Source organism: Algoriphagus resistens (assembly GCF_001442615.1).
In the GTDB taxonomy this organism is placed as follows: domain Bacteria; phylum Bacteroidota; class Bacteroidia; order Cytophagales; family Cyclobacteriaceae; genus Algoriphagus; species Algoriphagus resistens.
This window is the reverse complement of sequence record NZ_LMXN01000003.1, coordinates 207,369-230,427: the sequence shown is the minus strand read 5'-3', so window position 1 is coordinate 230,427 and position 23,059 is coordinate 207,369. Positions and strand designations below refer to the sequence as shown.

The 23,059-nt window shown below is 40.7% G+C and carries 19 protein-coding genes; 2 read left to right on the top strand and 17 right to left on the bottom strand.

Features of this window, described 5'->3' with window-relative positions; genetic code table 11:
- Nucleotides 1-64: 64 nt before the first annotated feature.
- The 5 genes from AS141_RS07260 to AS141_RS07240 form a co-directional block, all read right to left on the bottom strand.
- Nucleotides 65-1,240, bottom strand: a complete 1,176-nt coding sequence (locus tag AS141_RS07260) for a DUF1972 domain-containing protein (RefSeq protein ID WP_057936982.1) — start codon at nucleotides 1,238-1,240, stop codon at nucleotides 65-67.
- Nucleotides 1,216-2,364, bottom strand: a complete 1,149-nt coding sequence (locus tag AS141_RS07255; RefSeq protein ID WP_232424840.1) for a glycosyltransferase family 4 protein — start codon at nucleotides 2,362-2,364, stop codon at nucleotides 1,216-1,218. The genes AS141_RS07260 and AS141_RS07255 overlap by 25 nt, the downstream gene beginning before the upstream one ends.
- A 7-nt stretch (nucleotides 2,365-2,371) precedes the next feature.
- Nucleotides 2,372-3,490: a glycosyltransferase family 4 protein gene (locus tag AS141_RS07250; protein ID WP_057936981.1), complete on the bottom strand. Its 1,119-nt coding sequence runs from the start codon at nucleotides 3,488-3,490 to the stop codon at nucleotides 2,372-2,374.
- A gap of 144 nt (nucleotides 3,491-3,634) precedes the next feature.
- On the bottom strand, nucleotides 3,635-4,411 hold the full coding sequence (locus AS141_RS07245) for a 2OG-Fe(II) oxygenase (RefSeq protein WP_057936980.1): 777 nt from the start codon (nucleotides 4,409-4,411) through the stop codon (nucleotides 3,635-3,637).
- Between the two features lie 699 nt (nucleotides 4,412-5,110).
- Complete coding sequence (locus AS141_RS07240) at nucleotides 5,111-5,473, bottom strand: hypothetical protein (RefSeq protein ID WP_057936979.1); 363 nt, start codon at nucleotides 5,471-5,473, stop codon at nucleotides 5,111-5,113.
- 577 nt (nucleotides 5,474-6,050) lie between these two features.
- Between AS141_RS07240 and AS141_RS07235 the strand changes: the two genes are divergently transcribed.
- On the top strand, nucleotides 6,051-7,307 hold the full coding sequence (locus tag AS141_RS07235) for a M57 family metalloprotease (protein ID WP_057936978.1): 1,257 nt from the start codon (nucleotides 6,051-6,053) through the stop codon (nucleotides 7,305-7,307).
- A gap of 119 nt (nucleotides 7,308-7,426) precedes the next feature.
- Here the strand turns inward: AS141_RS07235 and AS141_RS07230 are convergent, their stop codons facing one another.
- The 12 genes from AS141_RS07230 to AS141_RS07175 all read right to left on the bottom strand — a co-directional run bounded on the left by AS141_RS07230 (nucleotide 7,427) and on the right by AS141_RS07175 (nucleotide 21,647).
- Nucleotides 7,427-8,248, bottom strand: coding sequence for a class I SAM-dependent methyltransferase (locus AS141_RS07230; RefSeq protein ID WP_057936977.1), 822 nt, complete (start codon nucleotides 8,246-8,248; stop codon nucleotides 7,427-7,429).
- Nucleotides 8,245-9,153, bottom strand: a complete 909-nt coding sequence (locus AS141_RS07225; protein ID WP_057936976.1) for a class I SAM-dependent methyltransferase — start codon at nucleotides 9,151-9,153, stop codon at nucleotides 8,245-8,247. Before AS141_RS07225 ends, AS141_RS07230 begins: the two co-directional genes overlap by 4 nt.
- 107 nt (nucleotides 9,154-9,260) lie before the next feature.
- Entirely contained in the window at nucleotides 9,261-10,004 is a 744-nt protein-coding gene (locus AS141_RS07220) for a class I SAM-dependent methyltransferase (RefSeq protein WP_232424839.1), read from the bottom strand.
- Nucleotides 10,005-10,132: 128 nt separating this feature from the next.
- On the bottom strand, nucleotides 10,133-11,542 hold the full coding sequence (locus AS141_RS07215; protein ID WP_057936974.1) for an O-antigen ligase family protein: 1,410 nt from the start codon (nucleotides 11,540-11,542) through the stop codon (nucleotides 10,133-10,135).
- The gene (locus tag AS141_RS07210; protein WP_057936973.1) at nucleotides 11,533-12,468 is read right to left on the bottom strand and encodes a glycosyltransferase family 2 protein; all 936 of its coding nucleotides are present in this window, start codon (nucleotides 12,466-12,468) and stop codon (nucleotides 11,533-11,535) included. The genes AS141_RS07215 and AS141_RS07210 overlap by 10 nt, the downstream gene beginning before the upstream one ends.
- On the bottom strand, nucleotides 12,452-13,741 hold the full coding sequence (locus AS141_RS07205) for an oligosaccharide flippase family protein (RefSeq protein WP_057936972.1): 1,290 nt from the start codon (nucleotides 13,739-13,741) through the stop codon (nucleotides 12,452-12,454). Before AS141_RS07205 ends, AS141_RS07210 begins: the two co-directional genes overlap by 17 nt.
- 13 nt (nucleotides 13,742-13,754) lie before the next feature.
- Nucleotides 13,755-14,822, bottom strand: a complete 1,068-nt coding sequence (locus tag AS141_RS07200; protein ID WP_057936971.1) for a GumC domain-containing protein — start codon at nucleotides 14,820-14,822, stop codon at nucleotides 13,755-13,757.
- On the bottom strand, nucleotides 14,822-17,398 hold the full coding sequence (locus AS141_RS07195; RefSeq protein WP_057936970.1) for an SLBB domain-containing protein: 2,577 nt from the start codon (nucleotides 17,396-17,398) through the stop codon (nucleotides 14,822-14,824). The genes AS141_RS07200 and AS141_RS07195 overlap by 1 nt, the downstream gene beginning before the upstream one ends.
- 222 nt (nucleotides 17,399-17,620) lie before the next feature.
- Nucleotides 17,621-18,625, bottom strand: a complete 1,005-nt coding sequence (locus tag AS141_RS07190) for a radical SAM/SPASM domain-containing protein (RefSeq protein ID WP_057936969.1) — start codon at nucleotides 18,623-18,625, stop codon at nucleotides 17,621-17,623.
- A 45-nt stretch (nucleotides 18,626-18,670) separates the two neighbouring features.
- Complete coding sequence (locus AS141_RS07185) at nucleotides 18,671-19,711, bottom strand: adenylate/guanylate cyclase domain-containing protein (protein WP_057936968.1); 1,041 nt, start codon at nucleotides 19,709-19,711, stop codon at nucleotides 18,671-18,673.
- Between the two features lie 11 nt (nucleotides 19,712-19,722).
- On the bottom strand, nucleotides 19,723-20,106 hold the full coding sequence (locus AS141_RS07180; protein ID WP_057936967.1) for a response regulator transcription factor: 384 nt from the start codon (nucleotides 20,104-20,106) through the stop codon (nucleotides 19,723-19,725).
- A gap of 158 nt (nucleotides 20,107-20,264) precedes the next feature.
- Nucleotides 20,265-21,647 (bottom strand): sensor histidine kinase, encoded by a 1,383-nt coding sequence (locus AS141_RS07175; RefSeq protein ID WP_057936966.1) that lies wholly within the window; start codon nucleotides 21,645-21,647, stop codon nucleotides 20,265-20,267.
- Between the two features lie 354 nt (nucleotides 21,648-22,001).
- On the opposite strand from AS141_RS07175, the gene rlmN reads away from it, so the two are divergent.
- Complete coding sequence (gene rlmN / locus AS141_RS07170; RefSeq protein ID WP_057936965.1) at nucleotides 22,002-23,054, top strand: 23S rRNA (adenine(2503)-C(2))-methyltransferase RlmN; 1,053 nt, start codon at nucleotides 22,002-22,004, stop codon at nucleotides 23,052-23,054.
- Nucleotides 23,055-23,059 lie beyond the last annotated feature (5 nt).

Below are 23,059 nucleotides of genomic sequence, written 5' to 3'. Positions count from 1 at the left end.
TTAAAAGTTATAGGTATGAAAGGAGATTTTTTCTGGGAAAGTTCATTGAATATCCCTCTGGATCTCATTTTTCCACTTCTTCCAATATGGGAATTTGAGGAGGGTTTTTGAAAACTTCCTTGCCGGACAATTGTTCAAAAACCTCCAGGTATTGATCTGTTACATAGTCCCAAGTATACCGCTGTATCAATCCTTCACGTGCTGTTTCTCGGAAATAAGCCATTCTTTCCTGACTATTTTCTGCTGCTTCCACAATGTCCTTTACAGAATCTGTGGATTTCTTAAAATACCATCCATGCTTTCCATTTTGAAGCATTTCCTGATTGAATGGGGTGTCCAAAGCCAGAATTGAGCATCCGAAGCCTAAAGCTTTTAACATCGCCGGATTGGTGCCGCCATATTCATGGCCGTGGAAATAAGCATAGCAATGCGAATACCAGGCAGCCAATTCATTGGGATCAGTTATGTATCCAAGAAATAGGACGCGGTCATCCTCTTTTTTCTTGAGAACCGTAGCGTAATCATCATCAAAAGGCACATCTCCCACAATGACTAGCTTCCGCCGGCTATCTGATTTCAAGAATCCTTCTATGATCAGATCCGCATTATTGTCCGGAATTAACCTTCCTACGATCAGAAAATAATCGTGGGATTTAAAGCCCCATTTTTCGATAGGAGTAGCAGCTACATCGGCACGGGGATTTGCACCGTATGCAATGACTTTGGATTCTGCATTGAACAATTCCTTATACACACGCTGCATTTCATCAGAATCGTTGATCAGCTGATCATAATATTTTGTGGCCATTTTTGATGCCCAGAAAAAATATTTGGAGGCAATTCCATGCCATTTTGGCCTGAGCCATTCTAGTCCATCGACGTTGATCACGGTTTTTTTTCTGAAAAATCTAGCAATCGCTCCGAAGGGACCATTTGCACTGTTCACCACAAAAATCACATCTATATCTGAGAAGCATGCATGCATCATGGAGAAAAAACTATGTGATAGCTGCGTAAGTTTTTTTGATTCTATGGCTGGCGTGTAAATGCATTCAATACCATTTACGTAGCGGGGCTTTTGCGGAAAAAGAGCCCTGTGATTATAAACACGGACATGTATACCCTTTTTCACAAGGCGCTCCCCTAACTCCCTAACCATCGTATCGTACCCCCCATAGACATAGGGATATCCTTTCGCTCCCATTATGGCGACCCTCAATTTCTTTTTAGCTGCTGCCATAAATGGTTTTTAATGTTTTCTCTAAAATTCTCCAAACTGAAGTTCTCCAGTACATGATTTCTACCAGCTTCGCCAAAAGTTTTCCGAAGCTCCGGGCTCAAAATTAACTTAATTAGCGCACTTACACCCTGCTCTATACCGTTTATTGGAATTAAGAATCCAGTTTGATCTTCTATTACCATCTCAGATGCTCCCCCTGAGCGGGTAGCAACAACAGGACAGCCTGACGCCATTGCTTCCAGAATAACCGTGGGCAAGGAGTCAGGAAGAATGGAAGGGAGGACAAATATATCTGTAGCGGCCAACACTCGTGGAATATCTTTTCTGAAGCCTAGATCAATTACATTGTCCTGAAGCTTGTTTTGCATAACAAACTCCGCAATTTCCTCTCCAATAGTCTCGTACCCCATATAGGCATCGCCTACCATTACAAATTTCAACTCTGGGAAAGTGATGCACAAACGTTTGGCAAGTTCCAGAAAAAACAGTTGGCCTTTGCCCGGGTTGATCCGACCAATCATGGTGATCACTAGTTTTTCTGCTGGGATCTGAAATGCTGATTTAGGATTCGGGTATACTTCGAGAAAATCTCCGTATGGAATTCCATTGTATATAACCTGTGGTCGGGCAATAGTTAGCTTTTCCTGCCAAAAATCCCCCACGGATTTGGATACGGCTATAGGTTGGGGAGTAGAGCTGTCAAGCAATTTGACCATCAGATCAACCAAAGCTTTGGGTCCTTCCAAGACTTCATGAATATGCCAAATATGTGGTAGTTTATGTCTTTTTGCCCAAAATGCCCCAACTAATACTCCAAGCGTGTTAGTATAAACAAGTGCAAATTTATATTGTTTATGTAAGGAGTTCAGAAATACATAAGTTTTCAGAATTCTACCGCCTCTATTCATCAATCCACGGGGGCTGTTGTATTTCCGTCTGAGCACACCCAGATTTTGAATTTTCACAGAGACATTTATCTCCCTCAAAGATTCAGCTAGAGGTCCTTCACCGGAAAGCACAACCACGGGCTTCACCCCCAATGAATTGTAAATTTTGATTACTTCGAGAAAAATTCTTGCGGATCCATAGAGATCAGATGTACTATGGAGAAAGAGAACGTTCAATTGTATATTAATTAGAAAATAACACTTGATGAAAAGCCTCGATAAATTTTTTGGATGAAAAATCCTGGGCACGAGTGGTGCCTTTCTGGATAAGGGCAGTTCTCAGTTCAGGATCACTGTTCAAAAGTATCATTTTTTCTATTAAATCTTGCATATTCCCAGTCTTTACTACTAAACCTGCATCTCCTGATATTTCTACTAACGCGGGCTGGTCTGAATGGATCACCGGTACGCCTAAACCCATAGCTTCTAGAATAGGAATTCCGAATCCTTCATTTTCGGAAGGGAATACATATGCAAATGCACCATCATAAAGTGCCCTGATTTGATCATCGCGTATATAACCAGGAAGGTAAACCTTGGATTCAAGATTTAGCTCCTGAATTAATTTCTCTACTGCAGGTAAGTCATTCAATTGGGTGTTTTGGCCAGCTCCACCTGCCAGTACCAGTTTCATGTCAGGGTTTTCACGATTGAGAAACTCTGAAAATGCGCGTACAAGCAAAGATAGATTTTTACGCTTATCAAATGTCCCGATATGAAGAAAATACCCCTTGGGTTTAAGTTGAAACTGATCTAAAAACGAGGAATCCACCCCATTCATTAAGGTCTTTGGAGCCTGGTAAATCACCGATATTGGATTTTTCTTTTTTAGGTATTTAAGAAGGGATTTTTTAGCGTATTCAGTGGTAGTAATTATTTCCGTTTGTTCCTTGAGCCCCTTTCTTATTAGATTCAGAAAATAAGTTCTCCACCATCTTGGGTAATTATTGGGCATTTGCCAGAAGAATGCGTCGTGGATCACAGTTAATCTGCGGCAAGGCAAACTTGCAACAGGAGAAACAAAATCAGGACAAATCAGCACATCCGGGTGATGTTTTTTTACTAAATCCGGCAATTGAAATTCCTTCCAACGAAAATAATCCAAATGATAATTAAGCCGTTGAATCTTGGATTGAGGTCCTTTAAAAGTCTGATCAGCGCTTTGTTTGGCAGGATCATGCGAAAAAATCCACTCAACATCAGGATGAGGATAGGTCACTGCCGCATTTGCAAGCTCCATCATATAGGTCTTTATACCTGTAGTGGCCACGTTCAAATATTGTAAATCGAGCAGTACTTTCATTAACTATAGCGCGCTTCAGTCCGGTTAATCAGGCATTTGTTATTTTTCCTTTGGTTTACTTACAAATACAGTACCACGGAATGTAAATTGTCTGAGCTCCAGAGCTTAGACCTATCATAACAGTCATGGGGGAACTAAGCGAGATCATTGATTTTTTGCTGTTCCACTTCCAAAGAATTTGTTCTTGGTCGAAACTAAAAAATTATAATTTTTAGCCAATAATTTTTTGAAAAGGTTGGAGTCTTGAGTCGGATGCCAATCCGTGGTTCTTGGCTTCTCTATTATGTAATTATGTTTTTGATAAGCATAAGTGGCGATCGAAGTTCTATATCTGCCTTCTGGAAATGCGGTCATATCATATCCATGCAAGGTATAGGGCGCGCACTGCTGAATGATCATCCGATTGAATGGAACTTCCAGTTCAGCTTCATTTCCAGTTCTAAGATCCAAAATCTTAAGGTCTCCCTTATATTCTGGTTTCCAGTCCTTATTCAGATAAAGCAAGAGGTTAAGCTCGCGGTACCAATTTTTATTGAAGGGATGATAGTTGAAATCAAGGTGCATATCCAGAAAACTGTTCTTTTTTCCCTGATGAAGTCCTCCTCCGTGATTTTTAGGATCTACAAATACATCCTTCGATGTGATAAAGGAGAGAATTTTATTGAACCGCTCTGAAGTAAGGTCTTCATATAATTCATGGAGCTCAGGGCAAAGCTCTTTATAATTCGACTTTTCAAATTTATTGTTGGCAAAAACATAGTCTCTGCTTTTATTACTCAGTTCGGGAATGGAATTGTAGGCTGCGGTCAGCTTTTCTTCATCACAAAAATTGTCGATTATTAAATGAGGAAAAGGCTGGGCAATATGATATGCTAACCTGAATTTCTCCAGATTCTCCTCAATTTCAATAAAATTAATCATATAATTTAATAGTTCATTTCCAGCTGTGACCCAAGTCGTAGCATATCAAATCAATCCAAAAATGGTGCAAACTTTTTAACCGGAAGCCGTTTTGATGACTCCTGAGTATTGCAATTCTGACCAAGAACCCGCAATCTGCCGCAAGATAAGAATATTTTATCCGCATTCCTGTTCATTTCAAATGCATAGATTTTTGAAAGGAAGAGATGCTAGTGGATCAGTTTTATCAACCGCAAAACAGTCGAATAAAGTTCTCAATTGACACCCCACTTCTATAACGTAAGTGGGGTGCCGATTGGATGTCGTTTTAGGATAAGCGGAAGTTAGCATGTTTATTTTTAAAAAAATGAGGTTTTGTTAACACTTCTCTTACTCTAATTGGGTATATGTCAGATCTCTAATAGAATTGCTGAGGCCTAGCATATCATTGCATGGATACCCGAGTACAAAATTCTCTTTTGAATCATCAAGGATCAAGCTTCCAACTCGAACGCTTCCATTATGGTTTGAATAGCTAATCAATTGATTTTTGGGAGTGCATTCTCCGGAGATTTCAAATGTTGCTGGATCAAGTCCGAAGGCGGCTGAAATAGTTTCAGTATAATTTTCTCCCTGTAGTTAATATGTTCCTTCCGAATATGACATTAAACGCTACAACGGGAATAGTAAAAACTTACACGAAACATACATGTTGAAATACTAGTTAAATTCGCATACTGAATTTTCAGGATGCCAAATTACCGTGTTGTTCTCAAGGTCACTTATAGAATAGTCATTTTCTATAGCATTTCCAGAGCAATCATATAAGGTTAACTGCCAATTGCAATTTGGGCAACAGGATCCATTGTAAAATACCGTTTCTCCATTATAAATCGCTTGTGCAATATAGCTGTACTGGGTAAATTCATCTGAAGCAGCTTCTTCTGACATTGACTTTAGCCATGGAAGATTTTCAACAGGGTCGCTCACGCCACATGCGGTAGCTGGATCTTCATCCTCTTTTTTATCGCAAGAGAACATGGCCATTGCCATTAGGCTGAGTAATAGTAGTTGTCTTTTCATGAGTTTATAATTTGTCTTTCAAAGGCCATATGGAATCTCGCATGGTGAATAATCATCCCAGTGTGTGACTCTTGAGTCATGCTCGATTTCATCAGTTATAAAATTTAAAAGGTATAGCTATATAAGCAACGAACCATTAAAGGTAAACGCTACAATTTCAGCAAAATATCGATTATCACAAGCAGGTATCTCCTCTTTCTTTGCAAGCAAGATAAGTATATGTTTACGCAACTTTATTGCATATTTTGCTTTATTCAATGATGATGATTCCTAAGTAAATTAATCGGGTTAACTTAATATTTGGAAAACGGTAAATCACGTCCCTAATAAAAAAAATTGACATAAAAAATACCCTGTACAGGGTATTTTTTGACCCAAAAAAGCAGACACATTAGAAGTTATTTTCACAAAGTATATTTATTGTATTATATAAAGCATTAAACTGTGTTTATGTGATTATGAGTATGTTTAAATTAACTATAAATACATAGAAATGTTTTAAACGCTATTTTCATATATTTTCTTGCGTTTTACTAATCAGAAACCTAAATTCCTGAACACTAAATTTTTACAGACTATGAAGACACATTTTAAAAAGCTGCTTTTTGCAGGATTAATCGTAACGTTTTTTGGTTGCGAGACAGAAGACAATTTGCCGTTGAATGAACAAGGTGAACAAGTTCAAGTCGAGGCGAAAAATGAAAGCCTGGATAGGTATCTAGACTTTGCTCAATTAAAGGGAAAGAAAACAGTACCCTTTCAAGATGGGTATTTAATTGATGGGGATATTTTTGTTTCCCAGGAAGTTCTAAAGAATTTGGGCAATATATCTCCTGATGTAAGCCCAAAATCAGGGATAGGAAAAGAGAATTTACAGTATAGACTAAATACATTAGTGACCACTTCTCCTGGAGTTACCAGAACAATCACTTATAGAGTTCAATCGAGTGTTCCCTCCTCGGGAGCCGGGTCTGATTGGAGGACGGCTCTTACAGCTGCATTCGCCGAATGGAATAATGTGAGGAATATTAATCTGAATTTCCAGCCAACGTCTGGAACAGCGAATATTAATATTACAGCATACTCCCAAGTCAGTGGCATAATCGCCTCCGCATCTTTGCCATCCAATGGGAATCCGGGCAATTCTATCCAGATTAATCTGCATCATAACAACCTTGATTTGGACTGGAAGGTACAGACTTTAGCCCATGAAATTGGTCATAGTATTGGGTTGCATCATACTGATTATAACACTCCAGGTGCAAATCCTTACAATATCCCTGGAACGATAATACCTGGAACATGGAATTCTGATCCGAATTCAATTATGAATCATCAAATTACAAAGGGGTGGACGGGATTTCCTTATTTAGACCAGCTGTCGATTAGAACTTTATATCCTCAGGATGCGAGCGAAAAACCACTGTATGCCTACCTGAAATCATCTACTGGAGGTTACAATTGGACCCCTAATTGGTCAACTTATGGTTTCGGAGCGCAAGGATTTTCCTACTGGGGATATATAGGGTATGTGTTTACTTCTCCCAAATCAGGAACGGTTCCTTTGTACAAATACAGGCATAATATTACGCATGTTGACTATTTGAGCCTTGATCCTAACCTCGGCGCACTTTATCCAGGGAACGTAAATCAAGGTGAAATTGCGCGAGTTTATACTAGTGGAAATTCTGAAAGAACACCAGTTTATGAATGGTATCACCCAAATAAAGGATTTTATTTTACAACTCTAACAAATGATGGCGTTGTATCATCTGGCGGTTGGACTGGTGGTGGAATTGCATTTTATACAATAAAACTTGATCAATACAATTAACCTACTATAGGAAGAAGCATGATTTCACATGTTTCTTCCTATAACATGCTCCTTTTTTGCTAATTGGAATTAATAGTAGCTTTATAACGCCATGCATTTTAAGTTAAGTTTTTTTAATTTTAATACTCCGGCTCTTCAATACCCCACTTATTTTTTTGTTTTAAACTGACTATCACTTCCAGATCTTCAGCAAAGGTATTAGTCATATTGCCTAATTTTGAAAGTAATTTAAACATCAAGTGGGGAGGCCTGAGGTCATATACTTTATAGCTATAAGGGTTCACTTCTACTTCAAAGTCAGGAGACAAAGCTTTGAAGTACTTTTTAATTTCTTTTGCAGAATATTCTTTCCAATGATGACCATAGGTTACTTTAGAAAATATATCGTCCACAGTGATCCCTATAGATTTTAATCCAAAAGCATTCTTAATAGCTCTTACATAATTGGGAAGAGCAAAAGCATTGGGAGTGGAAATGTAAATGAGTCCTCCGGGCTTTAAAATCTGATAAATTTGCTTCCAAAACCGTATGGGATTAAACGTGATATGCTCCAGAATCTCTGTAAATACCACGAGATCATATTTATTGTGAGTATTCTGAAATGACCTTAGTCTTGAAATGTCATTTTCCACGGTAGCACTTAATCCATATCTTTTTGCCCTTTCTTTTACAAAATCAAGCTGCCAAAATTCCCCTACATCCATTGCGTCTACAAGAAAACCTCTGCTGGATAGCAAAATTGAAGTGTGCAGATAATGACTTCCTATTTCCAGGACTTTGATATCCGTCGAAGAATTGGGCATCCTCTTGGGAAGGGTATTCAGAAATCGATCAAATCTTTTAAATCTGTTTTTATGGAATTCAAAGTATTCCCGGTCATTGGAGCCTAAGTTTGAATTATCATGTATTTCACTTTCGAGTGATTTGAAGTACTCTGTCATGTGTCTTTCCTAAAATAAAAACAGGCTTGATCACCTATGCTATTCGCATTATATTGAGTTGCCATTTTTTTAAAATTGATTAGCTCATGTTGACTGAACTCTTTTTCGATCAATGTCCCCACGTAGGGCTTTCCTCTCTTATAAAGCTCTGTCCCCCAAAATTGACTATCAAAACTATCAAATGAAATATGGAAAAGATCAAGTCCAAATCTTTCAGCCAATATCTTCATGGATTTAGTATGGGGGATGAACAAATGTCTCGGGGCATCGAGTTGATACCAGAATTCTCTATACTCTCTCCAGACTTCTCCATCTGTTACAGGAACCCTAATCAATACTTCACCACCAGGATTTAATATTTCAACCAGCTTCTCAAAGCAGTGGACAGGATCGGGAATATGCTCAAAGGCATGATGGAACATGACCAAGTCATACTTCTCCTCAATGTCAAAAAAATCTATCTTATTTAATGAAAATCCTTGTGAATTAATTGGTTCATTCAGAAATGGGTCGTAGCCATGAAGAGACTTAAACCCACAGTAAGATAACTCCGCCAAAAGCTGCCCATTGCCACAGCCAATATCTGCAATTTTGCTTTTCTTGCTTACGTTTAACTTGGAAAGCCAATCAAAATAATTAGGAGGCCTCAATGAAATCCCCAATTCAAATGCCTCATACCTTAGCTTTTTCAATGCCTTGGACAAGGAATTGCTTTTTGCATAGTTCCCAAAGGAGTAGTAGTTAGCTGGATAATATTTACCTAAATCTTCCGGAATATTCTGCAAGAACAAGCCTTTGCAAGAATTACATTCTAGGTATTCAAAAGGATCATTGAGTCCAAACATTCTTTCCTTTGCTTGGATTTTTGAGAAATCCTGAGCTCCGCAAACTTCACATTCTTTCATCGCTTTTTATAAAATCCCCCTAATTAGTATCTGGTAGACCATACAAAACTATAGCTTAAAAATTATAGATCGTATCTTCATTTCTATAAAATGGTATTCATTCTTTTCTATTTCTTACAGATAATCCACTGATTCACCTGAAACGCATTCTGGATTAGCCTGTTTAGTTTTTTCTTCATAGGCATTTTATACCGAAGTAGGTTGCTAAATTTCTCTCCTAAATTATGCGTATAATGGTCAGCTACAGTTAAACCCTGTTCTTCACAAACTTTTCTTAGAAGTGGTTTCGGAAAAATAAAGGTATGCTCTAATCCGTCGATGATGTCGGGAACCTGTAAACGGAGAAGTTTGGACCATCTATGAAACCGGTATAGGTTACTGGACATATTTGGGGTACCAATTGCAATATACCCTCCTGGCTTTAGGATTCTTTTCATTTCTGAAATATAGGCTTTGGGATCCAGCACATGCTCGATCACATGGGAGATGTGGATAAAATCAAAATAGCTATCAGGATAGTTAGCGTCCCAAATATCTCCCTGAAACGTCTTAACAGGGAAATGTTCTTTTATAAATTCCAAGGCCCCTGTGTCAAACTCTGTTGCATACAAATCGCAGTTTAGTTTATTCGCATAAGCCAATCCTAAACCCAATCCGCAACCCACATCTAGGAATTTATTACCACTCTCCAACATTTTGAGGAATCTTGCTTCCTGAGGAATTATCGCCTGGTCCATTTTCGAAATTCTTTCGAAATGATCCAAAATCAAATTTTTATAATCAAATGCTTCGTAATGATCTCTATCATAGTAATGGGTATAGTGTAATGCCAATTCCTTGCTGTCTGCCATTGGATTGGCAAACACCAATTTGCAAGAATTACATTGTACTCTAGATATATGCGGTCCGGGTCGTACTGTATCTATTGCAAACCCCTTTAAACTATTGCTATCGCAAAGAGGACATTTGGTATGTAATATCATCTAACTAACTCGTTTGTATGTGTCACTGCTTTAATTCTGGAATACTCGTTTATACTCACCCCCACCATCCACCAGGAAATCCAGGATACATAGGTATAGATTTCTACATTGGCTGTGAATAGTGGGAGCAATAAGCCTGCTTTCACAGTTCCCGCTACAAAGGCTATTCTTGCCAAATTCAGATTATCTGAATTTTTGAATACAAAAATGGAGTTCCGTATACCTGTTAAAAGTGTGCTTATATATAGGATCATTCCGATCCAGCCCAGTTGCACACCGTAGATTAAAAACTGATTCTCACCACCTACTCGCAACTCATCGGATACACTTCCGAAATTTCCACTCATCGCTAATCCGATACCCAGTGGATTTGTCAACATGGAATCCAATGCCAGGCCCCATTCTACCACATGGCCGATACTGGAGGTATCTGCAAAAGTCAGTGTATCCACTACAAAGAAGTAAAAATCCTCAGGAGCAAAAAACACTACAAATACTACAAATACCACCAAACTCAGGAACCCAAAACCAATCAATTTATACAGCTTAAAGACCAAAGCAACAAAAAATATCATTAAGAAAAATGCGACAAAAGAAGCTCTGGAAGAAGCGAATATAAGGCTTCCAATACAACAAAGCATAATTAGCAGATATTTCCATTGATGCCTTTTCTGTGAAGTCAAAAACCAGATCAGTCCAGCGGCAAATCCCAGCAGCACAGAGCTTGCCAGCTCCAAGGGATCTGAGTAAAAACTTCCCAACCGTTTCATCGCATTGGCAGTCTCGAAGGTCCAAGTCAAATTATAATTACCGGAAGGTTCAATACCATTTATTTCCTCATTGAACAGCGCGTAGCCTGTAAATTGTTGAAGATGGGCTCCCAGCAGGAAATTTTCTACCAGATTCATCAAAAAGGAGCTTATAGCAACTACAAATATGATCTGAAACAAGCGCTTGAATTCCAGCTTTTCAAAATGTGTATTGCGCCCCAAAAAATAAACCACGCTGGGAATCAGCATACTCTTAAAGTATAAAGCCTTGTTGATAAAACTTGCCTCTCCTATGGGAAGGAAAAGAAATATCACTGCCAGGCTAATAAATAGCAACATAAACCAGTCGGTTGACTGAAGGCGGAAAGGATAGGTATAGAGGTTCTTTTGATAGCTAATAAAAGTCAACCCTGCAATTAGGACGATGAGCTCCTTACTAATCTGAAAGAAGCTCACAAGAAGAGTTGATCCTGTGACCAAGAAAACTACACTAAGTGATGTGATATAAAAGGGAAGAAAGGCTGTCAGGAAAAAGATAAAGTAAGTCCATTTCCCTTTGAAAACCATTTGCTGTACCGTCCAGAGAAATCCGGCAGCCACGGCAAATGCGATAATAAGAAAAAATATCAATGCCATACTTCTGCTTTTTGGAGTGGTAATTTCCAACCATGGTTGATACCCCTAGCTACCGCTTTTAGCTTTTGAAATCTACCCCTCGCACAGAAATAGCCTATCCAACTAGCGAAACGGAACAGGTGATAGCCGTAGGCAAGCAGCCTCGGAAGACCACTAGATTGCTTGCGTACGAGATAGAATTGATTGCGTACATGGTAGTAAAACACGTTGGCACTTAGGGTTCCTTCAGCATGTTTTTTCTTGGAAGATGCCCCAGCCTCATGGTATATCATGGCATCAGCTGCCAATACAATTGTAAAGCCTTTTTCCCGAAAGCGTAAGGACCACTCCACGTCTTCAAAATAAGCAAAATAACTTTCATTAAGCAGTCCCGTTTTTAGAAGCGCATTTCTTGCAATAAGCATGCAGCAGCCGGTGGCCCAGCCCAATTCACAGTCTTCGGCTAAGTACCTATCCTTATATTTTCGATCCCCACGCGTGATTGCTCTGCACAGAAGCCGATTCCACTCTCCTCCTGCACTCCATATTTGCTCCCGGTCATGCACAAAGCATATTAGGGGCTGTACAACACCCAGCTGTGGTCTGCCTTCGAATTTCTTAATCATCTGGCCCAAAAAAGTTGGCTCCACAACAGTGTCATTATTCAGCAGCATGACGTGGGAATACCCCTCTTCCAGTGCTTTTTTGATTCCAGCATTGTTTCCTCCGGTAAACCCAAGGTTGGAGGTATTCTGGATTAAGTCAATTTCCGGGAATTCAGTTTTCAATCGTTTTGCTTCCTCGTTTTCAGAAGCATTGTCTACCAGTATTACCCTGAAGTCCGGGAATTCAACCATCCTGAGTGACCGGAGGCAATCAGCGGTGAAAGCATATCCATTCCAATTTACCAGGACAATTGCGACAGATGGATTAGGAGTAAAAGCCATGGAAAAGTTTACGGTTTCGCTTGTACAAAAGTACCATACAAATACTATAGGCTACAATCTCTGTGGACAGAATACCAAGGCAAAGTCCAATGCCCTGAAAAAGATAAGTCATAATAGAGGTGGCGACGATCATATATAGGCACATCATCCAACTTGCTTTAAATAACAGTTGCTTTAAATCTGCAACCAGCATCATGGTGATATTGGGAATGTTCAAACATGAAAGGAACAAAAGTGGAGACAGAAGCCGCAAATAAGTCACTGCTTCATTCAATTCCGATCTGGATAGCACCTGGATAATCCACGGGGCGGCAAGGTAAGCCAGAGTGGCAATGATTGCTCCAAATAGAAGTACTCTTATATATACAATCTTTAAAAAACGATAAAAAGAGTGCTCGTCTTTCTTGAAACGTTTGGAGGCATTCGGAAATATTGCCTGTATAATTATAGCGGGGAAAAGGCGTAACACCATTACAACGCGCTCGGCCAGACTATACATTCCCAGAGTCTCGGCTCCTGCAAAAAAACTGAAAATTATTAAACCCCCATTTACTGAAATATACCCCGAGAGGTTGCTGAAAAAGAATAATACATTCTCCTTTAAGCTGACCCAAATAGCTGAAAATTGTGGTTTGTAGAACCTAATTTGTAAGAATGTATGTATGTAGGTCAGCAAAAAAAGGTTGATTAGCAGACCGGAAAACCCCAGCATAAAATTTACCCATTTGCTCATCTCTGGACTGTGGATAAACAATACTATTCCCATCAGAAAAAGTAGTTTGCTGAAGATGTTGGCAATACTCACCAGCTTCATTTTTTCCATTCCCTGAAAAAACCAAAGTGGCAATGTAGCTTCAGAAAACAGCAGCAATACTGAATAAACGAGAATCAAGGAATATTCTTTGAAAAGGCCCAGCCCAAAAACCCCTACCAGGATCATGAGTGTGGCAATAGCGGCAAGAAGAATTTTGGCAGAGAATACGTTGCTAAGCAGATGAGAGAGAGCTACCTTATCATTTTGATTGACAGCTACTTCTCTGGGGGCACTCAGATTGTAGCCGAACCCAACCAGTATATTCAGCATGATAATAACGGAAAGTGCCAGATTCACGAGCCCAAACTGATCCACTCCTATTCCCTGAATCAGTAGGGGCATAGAAATGATCGAAATCAATACATTGGATGACTGAATGATTGCCAGAAACAGAAAGTTCTGGATTGATTTATTCCTGATAATGTCGCCAATAGGAATGAGTCCGAGTTTTTCTAGCATGGCAGCTTATAGGTTAGCTTTCCTGCACATGTTTTTGGTACAATCGGCGGAGGTAAAGTGCGAAAAGTGTTAATAATCCCACGATTATACATCCCAAGACCATCCCTTTTACTAAACGGATTTCGTCTCTTTCCAGTGGGAATCTCGGGGAATCTATGATCTGGATCAGCGGAGAATTATTTCGGTGATTGACTTTGGCGATTTCTAAATTTTTGACTACTTCTTCATACACTGCACCGGTAGCCTGCACATCGATTTGTCTCTTTTTTGTCTCTATTGTAGCTGTAGAAAGCAGTGGGTTTGCATTGGGCACGCGATCTGTAGCAGATGCGTAAGCTCCAATGCTCTCATCCAAAATCTTCCTTACAGAATCTGCCTGGGACTGGAGTATAGCCAGATTTTCACTGGTTTTTTTAGTTTTAGTCTCTCTGTAAAATTCATTTACGTTTTCTACCAGACGCTCATTGAAGACTTTGGCGTAAGCTTCATCCTCCGAGGAGATGCTAACATTGATAATTGTCAACTTCCTATCCGGTTTGGCTACGGAAAGCTGATTCTCGCGGATAAGCTTGGCTACTTCTTTGACTACCGAATCCTGGGAAACCGTAAAGTCCTCTCTGGGTATAGAAAAGTCCATGCCGGCAATATCGACTTTGGAAGCCCATCGTTTATCGATCTTCTCAAACTCGATAAACCGGTCTATCAGTAGTTGATTCTCATCAAATGGACTTAGCAATGCCTCATCAAGCATGCGGTCAGAACGGTAAAGCTCCATGATATTGTCACCCTGAAAAAGCCCGCTTGTGCCCCCCATGGAGCCGAGATTTACCCCCACCAAGGAAGCTAAGCCGGACATTTGACCCATGCCTGCTGTATCCCCATCTTCTAGTACAAAAGAAGTGCTGGCAATGAATAGCGGTTTATCAAGTACTGAGACCAAGGCTCCCAAAGCCATCCCTAGTATGCCTGATAGGATTAACGTTTTCCACTGGGAAATGAAATATGCAATCCAGCCGGAGAAGCCTTGGGCGACTTCCTTGAAGGTAAATTGATTATCCGAGAAATGCTGTGATCCTGACATTACCAGTTGATTTGAGAAATTACCAAGCCCAAGGTGGCCAATCCTGTTGTGATTCCTACCACTTCACCTAACCGAAGTGGTGTTTTTGGTCCTTTGGTTGGCACAATCACTTCTGCTCCAGGTTCTATCGGAGGATAATTTCTTATTCCCAGAAATCCCTTTGTACGCTTTACCGCGCCATTAGCATAGACTACATAGGTTTGTTTCCTGTTGGCGCGACGCTCAAAACCTCCAGCGCCGTTTATATAGTGCTTCAGGCTACGTCCAGATTCATGTCTCAGCGTCGTAGGATACACCACGTCTCCGCGCATTCTCACGGTTTGAAACAGTTTGGGAACCGAGAGAATATCGCCTTCTTCCAATAAAATATCATTTTCAGAGCCTGGATTTTTCAGAATTTCATCCAGATTGATTGCTACCGCTTCGGTTTCTTTTAGCTTCACCGCAAATCCGGGTGTTTCAGAAGCTATCTGGTCCAAGGACTCCTTTTTGGTTTGTGCCAGCTGATTATCTACTGGAGATACGGCATTGGGAGATTCGGTTAACAGCCGCTGTAGCAATTCTGCCTGTGCTTCGGAATTGCTTGGGTCTTCGGCCAGTTTCATCCGTAAACCTTCCAGGTTTCGTTGACGGCGAAGTTGCTCAGATTCTGTATTGAAAAATTCGGTCCGCCGGATTAGCGTAGCCCCTTTGGCATAAGCGAATTGATTGATCCCGCCGGCACGTTTGATCAGGTTTGAGATTCGTTCTCCACTACTTTGGATAGCAAATATTCCGGGAGAATTCACCTGACCTTCTACTGCGACCAACTTCTGCATGGTAAAGCTTGCCCTTTTTCTCACAATAACCTGATCAAATGGTACCAGAGAAGGAGAATCCGGATTATATCCTAAGTCTGGATTTACTTGGGTTGGAATGATATCGGCGAGGGTTCCCAAGTCAGAATCTTCCAGTCGTCTAGCGATTTCGATATCCTGTGAGTTTGCAGATTCCTGAAATCCTCCAGCCATTACAATTAAATCCTCTACTTTCATCTCGGCAGAATAGGGATAAACTCCCGGTTTTTTCACCTCTCCCAAGATCTGTACATATTCTTCATTATTGATATCATAGATACTGGCAATTCGAACCACGTCTTCGCGACGGAGTGGAATATCAGCGCTGGTTCCATCCAAAATCCCCTGTAAATTTACCTGGATCATTTCCGTACCCAGATCATCTTTGGTGCGTAAAATACTCGCCTGGGTAGTATAGGCATCCCCACGGAGTCCTTCTGCATTTTTCACCAACTGGGAAAGGGTAAGACCATCTGTCAGGGCAAAAGTACCTTCACGATATACTGCGCCTTTGATCTGAACCCGGTTGGAATAGCGATCAAGGATCCGCTGGACAGTGATTTCGTCCCCGCCTTTGAGGATGAACATATCAAATTGATTTTGATATACATCAGAAACAGAGCGTTGATTGCCAGTAATTCTAGAGATTGCCACGCGATCCTTGAAAGCATGGTCTGTAAATCCTCCGGCATAATGCAACAGGTCGCTTAAATTATCGTCTTCTCCCACCTCAAAAATCATCGGCCGTTTTATCTCACCTTTGATTTTCACATGTGAACTATAAGGCGGCACTAAAATGACATCTTGATCCTGAAGCTTTAGGTCAAGCTGGGCTGTGCCGTTGAGCAATAAATCATATACATCAATCTCAGCGATTTGCGTATTATTTCTTACCAGCTTTATTTTTCGCATGGAGCCGTTTTCATTGGGACCACCTGCGGCATACAGGGCATTGAATACGGTGGAAAAAGCACTTAGCGTAAACGTGCCAGGTAGGCGTACCTCACTGAGAATGTGTACTTTTATGGTGCCCACATTTCCTAAAGTTACTTGTAAAAAAGTATTGGGATTGTTGCCGAGTAGCCCAGGGTAATATTTGCCAATTCTGTTTTTCAATATACCCGTGGCTTCTTCAATGGATTTCCCTGCAACATTTACAGGACCTATATTATCCAGCAGGACAAAGCCATCCGGATTGACAGTAGCTTCATAGTACTGCTCAGATTGTCCGTAGATATCTATGTAAATTAAGTCTCCTGACCCTAGGATATAGCTTTTTGGGGTGGCTTGGTTCAGACTTGGCTCAAAACTTAGACGCCTGTCTTTTTGATAAAAAAGAGAAGAACCAAAAATTTCATTCTCATTCGGCTTTTTTACTGATTCAGAAGAAAATTGAAGCATTCCCTGGGAAATTTCTTCCTTATTTACCTGCTCACGATCATCCCGCTTGGACAGTTTGGAGATGCGACCGGTATCATTTTTTTCTTCGCCGATCCTCGCCCTCATCTTTTCTACTTCGCTGTCAGGCATTCCCTGGGCTTCCAGGGCCTTGAGAAATTCAGATTTGCTGAGTCCGGCATCATAGGCCCGGTCCAGTAAGTCCTGAACCTGTTGATCAGAAAGTTCATCAACTTTGATTTTGCTTGCCTGATTTAATTCTTGCGCAACAGCCTGGGGAATTGCCAACGCCAAGAAGGCCATGAATATGAAAAAGTGTGAGAATCGTATAAATGAAATCATATAGAGAATATAGTCCCGGTGAATCAAGAACAAATATGGGGATTAAAAATCCATGAATTTCTTAATTCTACCAAATATAGTTCCAAAAACCTATTGGACTCTTCCAGAAGTCCACATCTGCTGAACATATAATCCATGGGTGAACAGCCAAAAAACCTGCTGAAACTCTGCCTTCCCCGCCCCTCCTTCGTTGAGCATCTTCCTTCCGCTTAGAGCAGGTAATTACTCCGTACAGTTTTTACATATTTCGAGCTGACTTCGATCAGTTAAGAGCTGATTTCTAAAGTTTTGATACCGAAGAGAGAACCAGATAGAAGCTAGCGACTGTGTTTGCAATTCGCCCATAACGTACTGCGCGTCCTTGTCAAAGCAACAGGGCACTATTTTTCCGTCCCAAGTAGCTACAGCCCCTTGCCACATTCGCCAGCATTTGTTCTTCATTTTCTTCTTTAGCTTCCACTTCCCATTTCCTGCAGGAACATATCTGGAATAGCCCAAGTCTGCAGGAATCAACGCGGAACCATTCTCGAAATCGTAAATCTGGGTAGTTTTCAACTGCACTTCATCAACCTGCATTTTTTCAGCCCAACGTTTTAATTCAGGGAGTTGATGTTCATTCTGCCCTGTGATGAGAAACTGTAGGACAACCCGTGGGAAGGGTCTACCGGATTTTTTCCGCTCAGACAAAAGCAGGTTGATCCCATCCTGCACTTTAACCAGATTTCCGCCTATTCGGTATTTTTCGTAGATGTCCTGGGTAATCCCATCCATAGACACGATTAACTGTTTCAGCCCGCTATGTAGAACTTCAGCAACTTGATTTTCCTGTAAGTAATGGGCATTGGTAGAAGTGGACGTGAAAATACCTTTGGAATTAGCATAAAATACCATCTCCAAAAACCGCGGATTAAGAAAGGGTTCACCCTGAAAATATAAATGAAGCCAAGTGAGATGTCCTTTTGCCTGATCAATTGTTTTTGTGAAAAGCTTTTCTTGCAGCATTCCGGTTGGACGGGAAAAAGCACGTAATCCAGAAGGACATTCCGGACAACGCAAGTTACAGCTGGTCGTAGGTTCTATGGAAAGTGTCGTGGGTTTTCCCCAAATAATAGGAGTGCCAAGTATCCTGGAAAGCTGAAAAGAGCAAGCCAAAAGAGCGTAGTTGATGATTTTCTGAAAAGTCAGAAGACGAAAGAATGCTATGGCCGTGATCAGCGTATTTTTCACGTAGTGAAGTAAGGCATAGAAACAGGAAGAAGCAATTTGGCGGCGCTATTTCACGACTTCCAGCACAGAAACCGGTCTTGCTTTGTTTCTAAGGGCAATTTCCCCTAAATCTTTGAAAGTAAATAATGCTGAAATTTCACGGGTGCATTTCTCCAGGATCAAAATTTGACCCGGCAGCGCAGCATGTTGGAGTCTAGAGGCGATATTCACTGCATCGCCAATGACGGTATAGTCTAGCCTTTTCAAAGACCGGGAACCAATATTCCCTGAGACCATTTCCCCGGAATTCACCCCTATTGAGACCTTCGGGCTGAAGTTCGATTTTTCGGAGTACATGGGCATGGCATTCATTTTATCACGGATAGCCACACAGGCTCTGAGGGCTCTTTCCACCTGATCTGACCCTTTAAAAACGGCCATCACTGCATCGCCGATGAACTTGTCTACGGCACCTCTCTGATCAATAATTTCACGTACCATCAGATCAAAATACTCATTTAGTAAAGGCACTACCACATTGGGCTCTTCATTTTCCGAAATCTTTGTAAAACCAACCAAATCCACAAATACCACGGTCGCTTCTACGATTTCATTTTCCATCAAGGAAGTCTCAGACTCTTTTCCTACCATGAAATTGAGGACAGTTTCGTCCACATACATTTTCAGTATGTTATTTTCCCGCATGGCCGTCAGGGTGGATTTGATCTGATTGATATGTTGGAGTGTTTTCTCAATAGTAATCTCCAAATCCTGAAAATCAACCGGCTTGGTAATGAAATCAAATGCGCCCCGATTCATTGCTGTTCGGATATTATTTAAATCTCCGTAGGCTGAAATAATCACTGCCTTAAGCAAAGGGTTTTGCTCCTTTACCTTGGTCAATAGGGTCAGTCCGTCCATTTCCGGCATATTGATATCGCTAAGTATCATGTCGATATCCGACTGCTCGTGTAGAATCTCCAATGCTTCACGGCCATTCAGCGCAAATACAAAATTGTACTCTCCAGTCCGGATCTTACGCCTGAATTTCTGTGTGATAAGGATCTCTAAATCTGCCTCATCGTCTACTACAAGTATCTTAGACATAGCTTAACGATCTACTCTTGATTGATTATTTTACCGATTTCTTTTCTAAGGGAATCAAAGTCTATCGGCTTAGTGAAAAATTCCCTGGCCCCAGAATCCATTGCTTTTTTAAAGTTCTCTGTATCTCCATACGCAGAGATCATGCTTACGTTTATGGCAGGAAACTGGCGCTTTATCTTTTCCAATAATTCTAATCCCGTCATACCTGGCATATTGATATCGGAAAAAACATAAACTACTTCAGGTGGATGCTCGCTATCCAATAACCTGAGCGCTTCACTGCCTGAAAAGGCAAATGCGAGTTCTAAAAGCCCACTTCTAACTTCTTTTCTAAACTTCTGACGAAAAAGTAACTCTACGTCTCGCTCATCATCGACTATTAATATTTTTGTCATGGTGTTGGTGATATCTTTGGTAATGTAATTTCAAATCTGGTGAATTCCCCTGGACCGGATAGAATGGATAAGATGTTTTTGCCGCCTTTAGGATATCGCGCATTGCCGACAAGCCTTACCTTCCATAGTATTTGGTTCTCAGGGCATAGAAGTTCATATCAACAGGGAATAAAAATAAGAAATTCGGTCCATGTGTTTTCTCCAATTTCCGACTCCGAATTATGGCTGCTAACCGTCAATTTACCCCCATGCACTTTTATTATATCATAGCTCAAAGAAAGGCCTAAACCTGTTCCTAACCCAGTTGGCTTTGTTGTAAAAAAGGGCTGAAATATCTTATCTTTTACTGAATCCGGCATCCCAGTCCCATTATCCTTCACCCTGATCTCTATACCATTCACGCCCCTTTTGGTACTTAACCATACCGTAGGTTTGTACTTATTGGCAACCTCAGAAGCCCCATGTTTTTCGAGCTGTCTTTTCTTTTCGGCTACCGCATAAAAGGCATTATTTACCAAATTCAGGATCACTCTTCCTATTTCTTGCGAAACGACGTTTACAGAGCCCACAGCCTCATCAAAGTCAGTTTCCATACTTGCGTTAAATGACTTGTCTTTTGCCCTCAATCCGTGATAAGATAGACGAAGATACTCGTCTGCCAGTTCATTGATATCAGTAGGCTCTTTCACTCCAGAACTGCTTCGGCTATGTTGCAGCATGCCTTTCACAATGGCATCGGCGCGCTTTCCGTGATGGATAATTTTGTCTTCATTGCCCTCAATGTCACTTACAATAGCCCTGATTTCATCGAGATCCCCTTTTTCAAGTTCGTCTTTCAGTTCGTCCAGAAGCTCCTTGTTCAATTCAGAAAAATTAGTCACGAAATTCAGAGGGTTTTGAATTTCATGGGCAATTCCCGCTGTGAGCTCACCGAGAGAAGCCATTTTCTCAGATTGTATCAGTTGGGATTGCATTGCTTTGAGTTCATGAAGAGTCTTTTCCAGAGCTTCTTTTTGAGCGGTGATTTCTGCTGTCCGTTCTGCTACCTGAATTTCCAGCGCATCCTTTAATTTCTGTGACTGCTTGAATTGTAATTCCTGTTGAGCCGCTTTTATCCGTTCCAGCTCCAAGGCTTTCCGTTGCTTACGGTTGATAATGAATTGCGCTACCAGCCATATCCAGGCAAAAAGCTCAGCTGTCTCAAACCATGCCTCATAGGTCTCATAAAAAACAGGAGCCATAAGTTGTGCGAAATCCTGAAAAATATAGACGATTACCAAAGGGAAAAAAGCATAGACAAAATGCTTCAGTGGTGAAAACTCCTTTTTATTATATGCTGCATAGACAATATATAATGTCGCAGCATGAGCAATCCAGCTCAGGAAACTTCTTGTAGTCTGAAAGGATATCTGAATGACCAAAAGGGCACACGCCGCTACCAGTAATTTAAAGAAAATCGTTTGCCAATCAGGGTGAACTTGTTTGGTCTGCTCATGAGTTTGCAGGTACCTGAACGCAATAATCAGAAGTATAAAATCCATGTGAATTAAGCTTGTATTAAAAATAGAGGCTAAGCAAGAGGCAAAATAATAATAAATTCAGTATCAAAGGTCCAGAGAATATCTAAACTCTACTGCCTTCTTCTTAAGTTTTTGATCGAGCTTCTTGATACTTCAGATTATCTTACCTTTGCATAATGGAATCAATTCAGAAACCAAGCCTGCTTGGCGGCAGACAGAGGCATGATTATACGTGGTGCGAGATTCCATATGGCCGCTAAAAGCAAATTATCATATGAAATCGACACGATTAAAATCATCATTAAAACACACAGGGCAATGATTATTTTAATCGTCAAAGATTCCATCTGACCATTTTAAAACACTTATAATCAGATGAAAAAGGACATCCGTAAGCTTTCCCTGACACAGTTGGAAGAATTCTTTTTAGCTCATGGTGAGAAAAAATTCCGGGCCAAGCAGGTTTATGAATGGCTCTGGAATAAGTCTCTGAAGAATTTCGATGACATGAGCAATATATCGCTGAGCACAAGGGAAATACTCAAGGCTCATTTTGAAATCAACCACATTCTCGTGGATTTGATGCAGCATTCTTCTGATGGCACCATCAAAAATGCGGTAAAGCTCTATGACAATAAGATCGTGGAGTCAGTTTTGATTCCGACCACCAAAAGGATTACTGCCTGCGTTTCATCTCAGGTGGGCTGTAGTCTGGATTGCAATTTTTGCGCGACAGCGCGGTTAAAACGCATGCGAAATCTGAATCCTGATGAAATTTATGATCAGGTAGTGGCTATCAAGGATGAGGCTGAAAAATTCTTTAATCGACCACTTACCAATATTGTTTTTATGGGAATGGGAGAGCCCCTGCTCAACTACGCAAATGTCCTTGAAGCAATTGATAAAATCACTTCACCTGAAGGACTTGGCATGGCTCCAAGAAGAATCACTCTTTCTACTGTAGGAGTAACCAAAATGATCCGTAAACTCGCCGATGATGAAGTCCGATTCAACTTGGCTGTTTCGCTTCACTCAGCAATCAATGAAACCCGATCACGGCTAATGCCCATCAATGACAGCAATCCTGTGGAGGAATTGGGGGAAGCATTGAAATATTGGTATGATAAAACCAAACGCAAGGTTACTTATGAATATGTGATTTGGGATGGTATTAATGATGATGAGCCTCATGCCCGGGCGTTGGCAAAATTCTGTAAGATTATTCCGTCCAAAGTCAACCTAATCCAATATAACCCGATAGATGAAGGAGAATTCCGTCAGGCGAAGCAGGAAGCTGTGGATATGTATGTGCGTGTGTTGGAATCACAGGGGATTATCGCTAAAGTCCGAAAGTCACGTGGACAGGATATTGATGCAGCCTGTGGGCAGTTGGCAAACAAAAATGAGGTCGCAGAATTGATGTCCTAAAATTT

Bases quoted from the DNA above. Each gene is read 5' to 3' on its own strand.
- AS141_RS07260 (WP_057936982.1), bottom strand. From the start codon at position 1,240: ATGGCAGCAGCTAAAAAGAAATTGAGGGTCGCCATAATGGGAGCGAAA.
- AS141_RS07250 (WP_057936981.1), bottom strand. From the start codon at position 3,490: ATGAAAGTACTGCTCGATTTACAATATTTGAACGTGGCCACTACAGGT.
- AS141_RS07245 (WP_057936980.1), bottom strand. From the start codon at position 4,411: ATGATTAATTTTATTGAAATTGAGGAGAATCTGGAGAAATTCAGGTTA.
- AS141_RS07240 (WP_057936979.1), bottom strand. From the start codon at position 5,473: ATGAAAAGACAACTACTATTACTCAGCCTAATGGCAATGGCCATGTTC.
- AS141_RS07235 (WP_057936978.1), top strand. From the start codon at position 6,051: ATGAAGACACATTTTAAAAAGCTGCTTTTTGCAGGATTAATCGTAACG.
- AS141_RS07230 (WP_057936977.1), bottom strand. From the start codon at position 8,248: ATGACAGAGTACTTCAAATCACTCGAAAGTGAAATACATGATAATTCA.
- AS141_RS07225 (WP_057936976.1), bottom strand. From the start codon at position 9,153: ATGAAAGAATGTGAAGTTTGCGGAGCTCAGGATTTCTCAAAAATCCAA.
- AS141_RS07220 (WP_232424839.1), bottom strand. From the start codon at position 10,004: ATGGCAGACAGCAAGGAATTGGCATTACACTATACCCATTACTATGAT.
- AS141_RS07215 (WP_057936974.1), bottom strand. From the start codon at position 11,542: ATGGCATTGATATTTTTTCTTATTATCGCATTTGCCGTGGCTGCCGGA.
- AS141_RS07210 (WP_057936973.1), bottom strand. From the start codon at position 12,468: ATGGCTTTTACTCCTAATCCATCTGTCGCAATTGTCCTGGTAAATTGG.
- AS141_RS07205 (WP_057936972.1), bottom strand. From the start codon at position 13,741: ATGCTAGAAAAACTCGGACTCATTCCTATTGGCGACATTATCAGGAAT.
- AS141_RS07200 (WP_057936971.1), bottom strand. From the start codon at position 14,822: ATGTCAGGATCACAGCATTTCTCGGATAATCAATTTACCTTCAAGGAA.
- AS141_RS07195 (WP_057936970.1), bottom strand. From the start codon at position 17,398: ATGATTTCATTTATACGATTCTCACACTTTTTCATATTCATGGCCTTC.
- AS141_RS07185 (WP_057936968.1), bottom strand. From the start codon at position 19,711: ATGTCTAAGATACTTGTAGTAGACGATGAGGCAGATTTAGAGATCCTT.
- AS141_RS07180 (WP_057936967.1), bottom strand. From the start codon at position 20,106: ATGACAAAAATATTAATAGTCGATGATGAGCGAGACGTAGAGTTACTT.
- AS141_RS07175 (WP_057936966.1), bottom strand. From the start codon at position 21,647: ATGGATTTTATACTTCTGATTATTGCGTTCAGGTACCTGCAAACTCAT.
- rlmN (WP_057936965.1), top strand. From the start codon at position 22,002: ATGAAAAAGGACATCCGTAAGCTTTCCCTGACACAGTTGGAAGAATTC.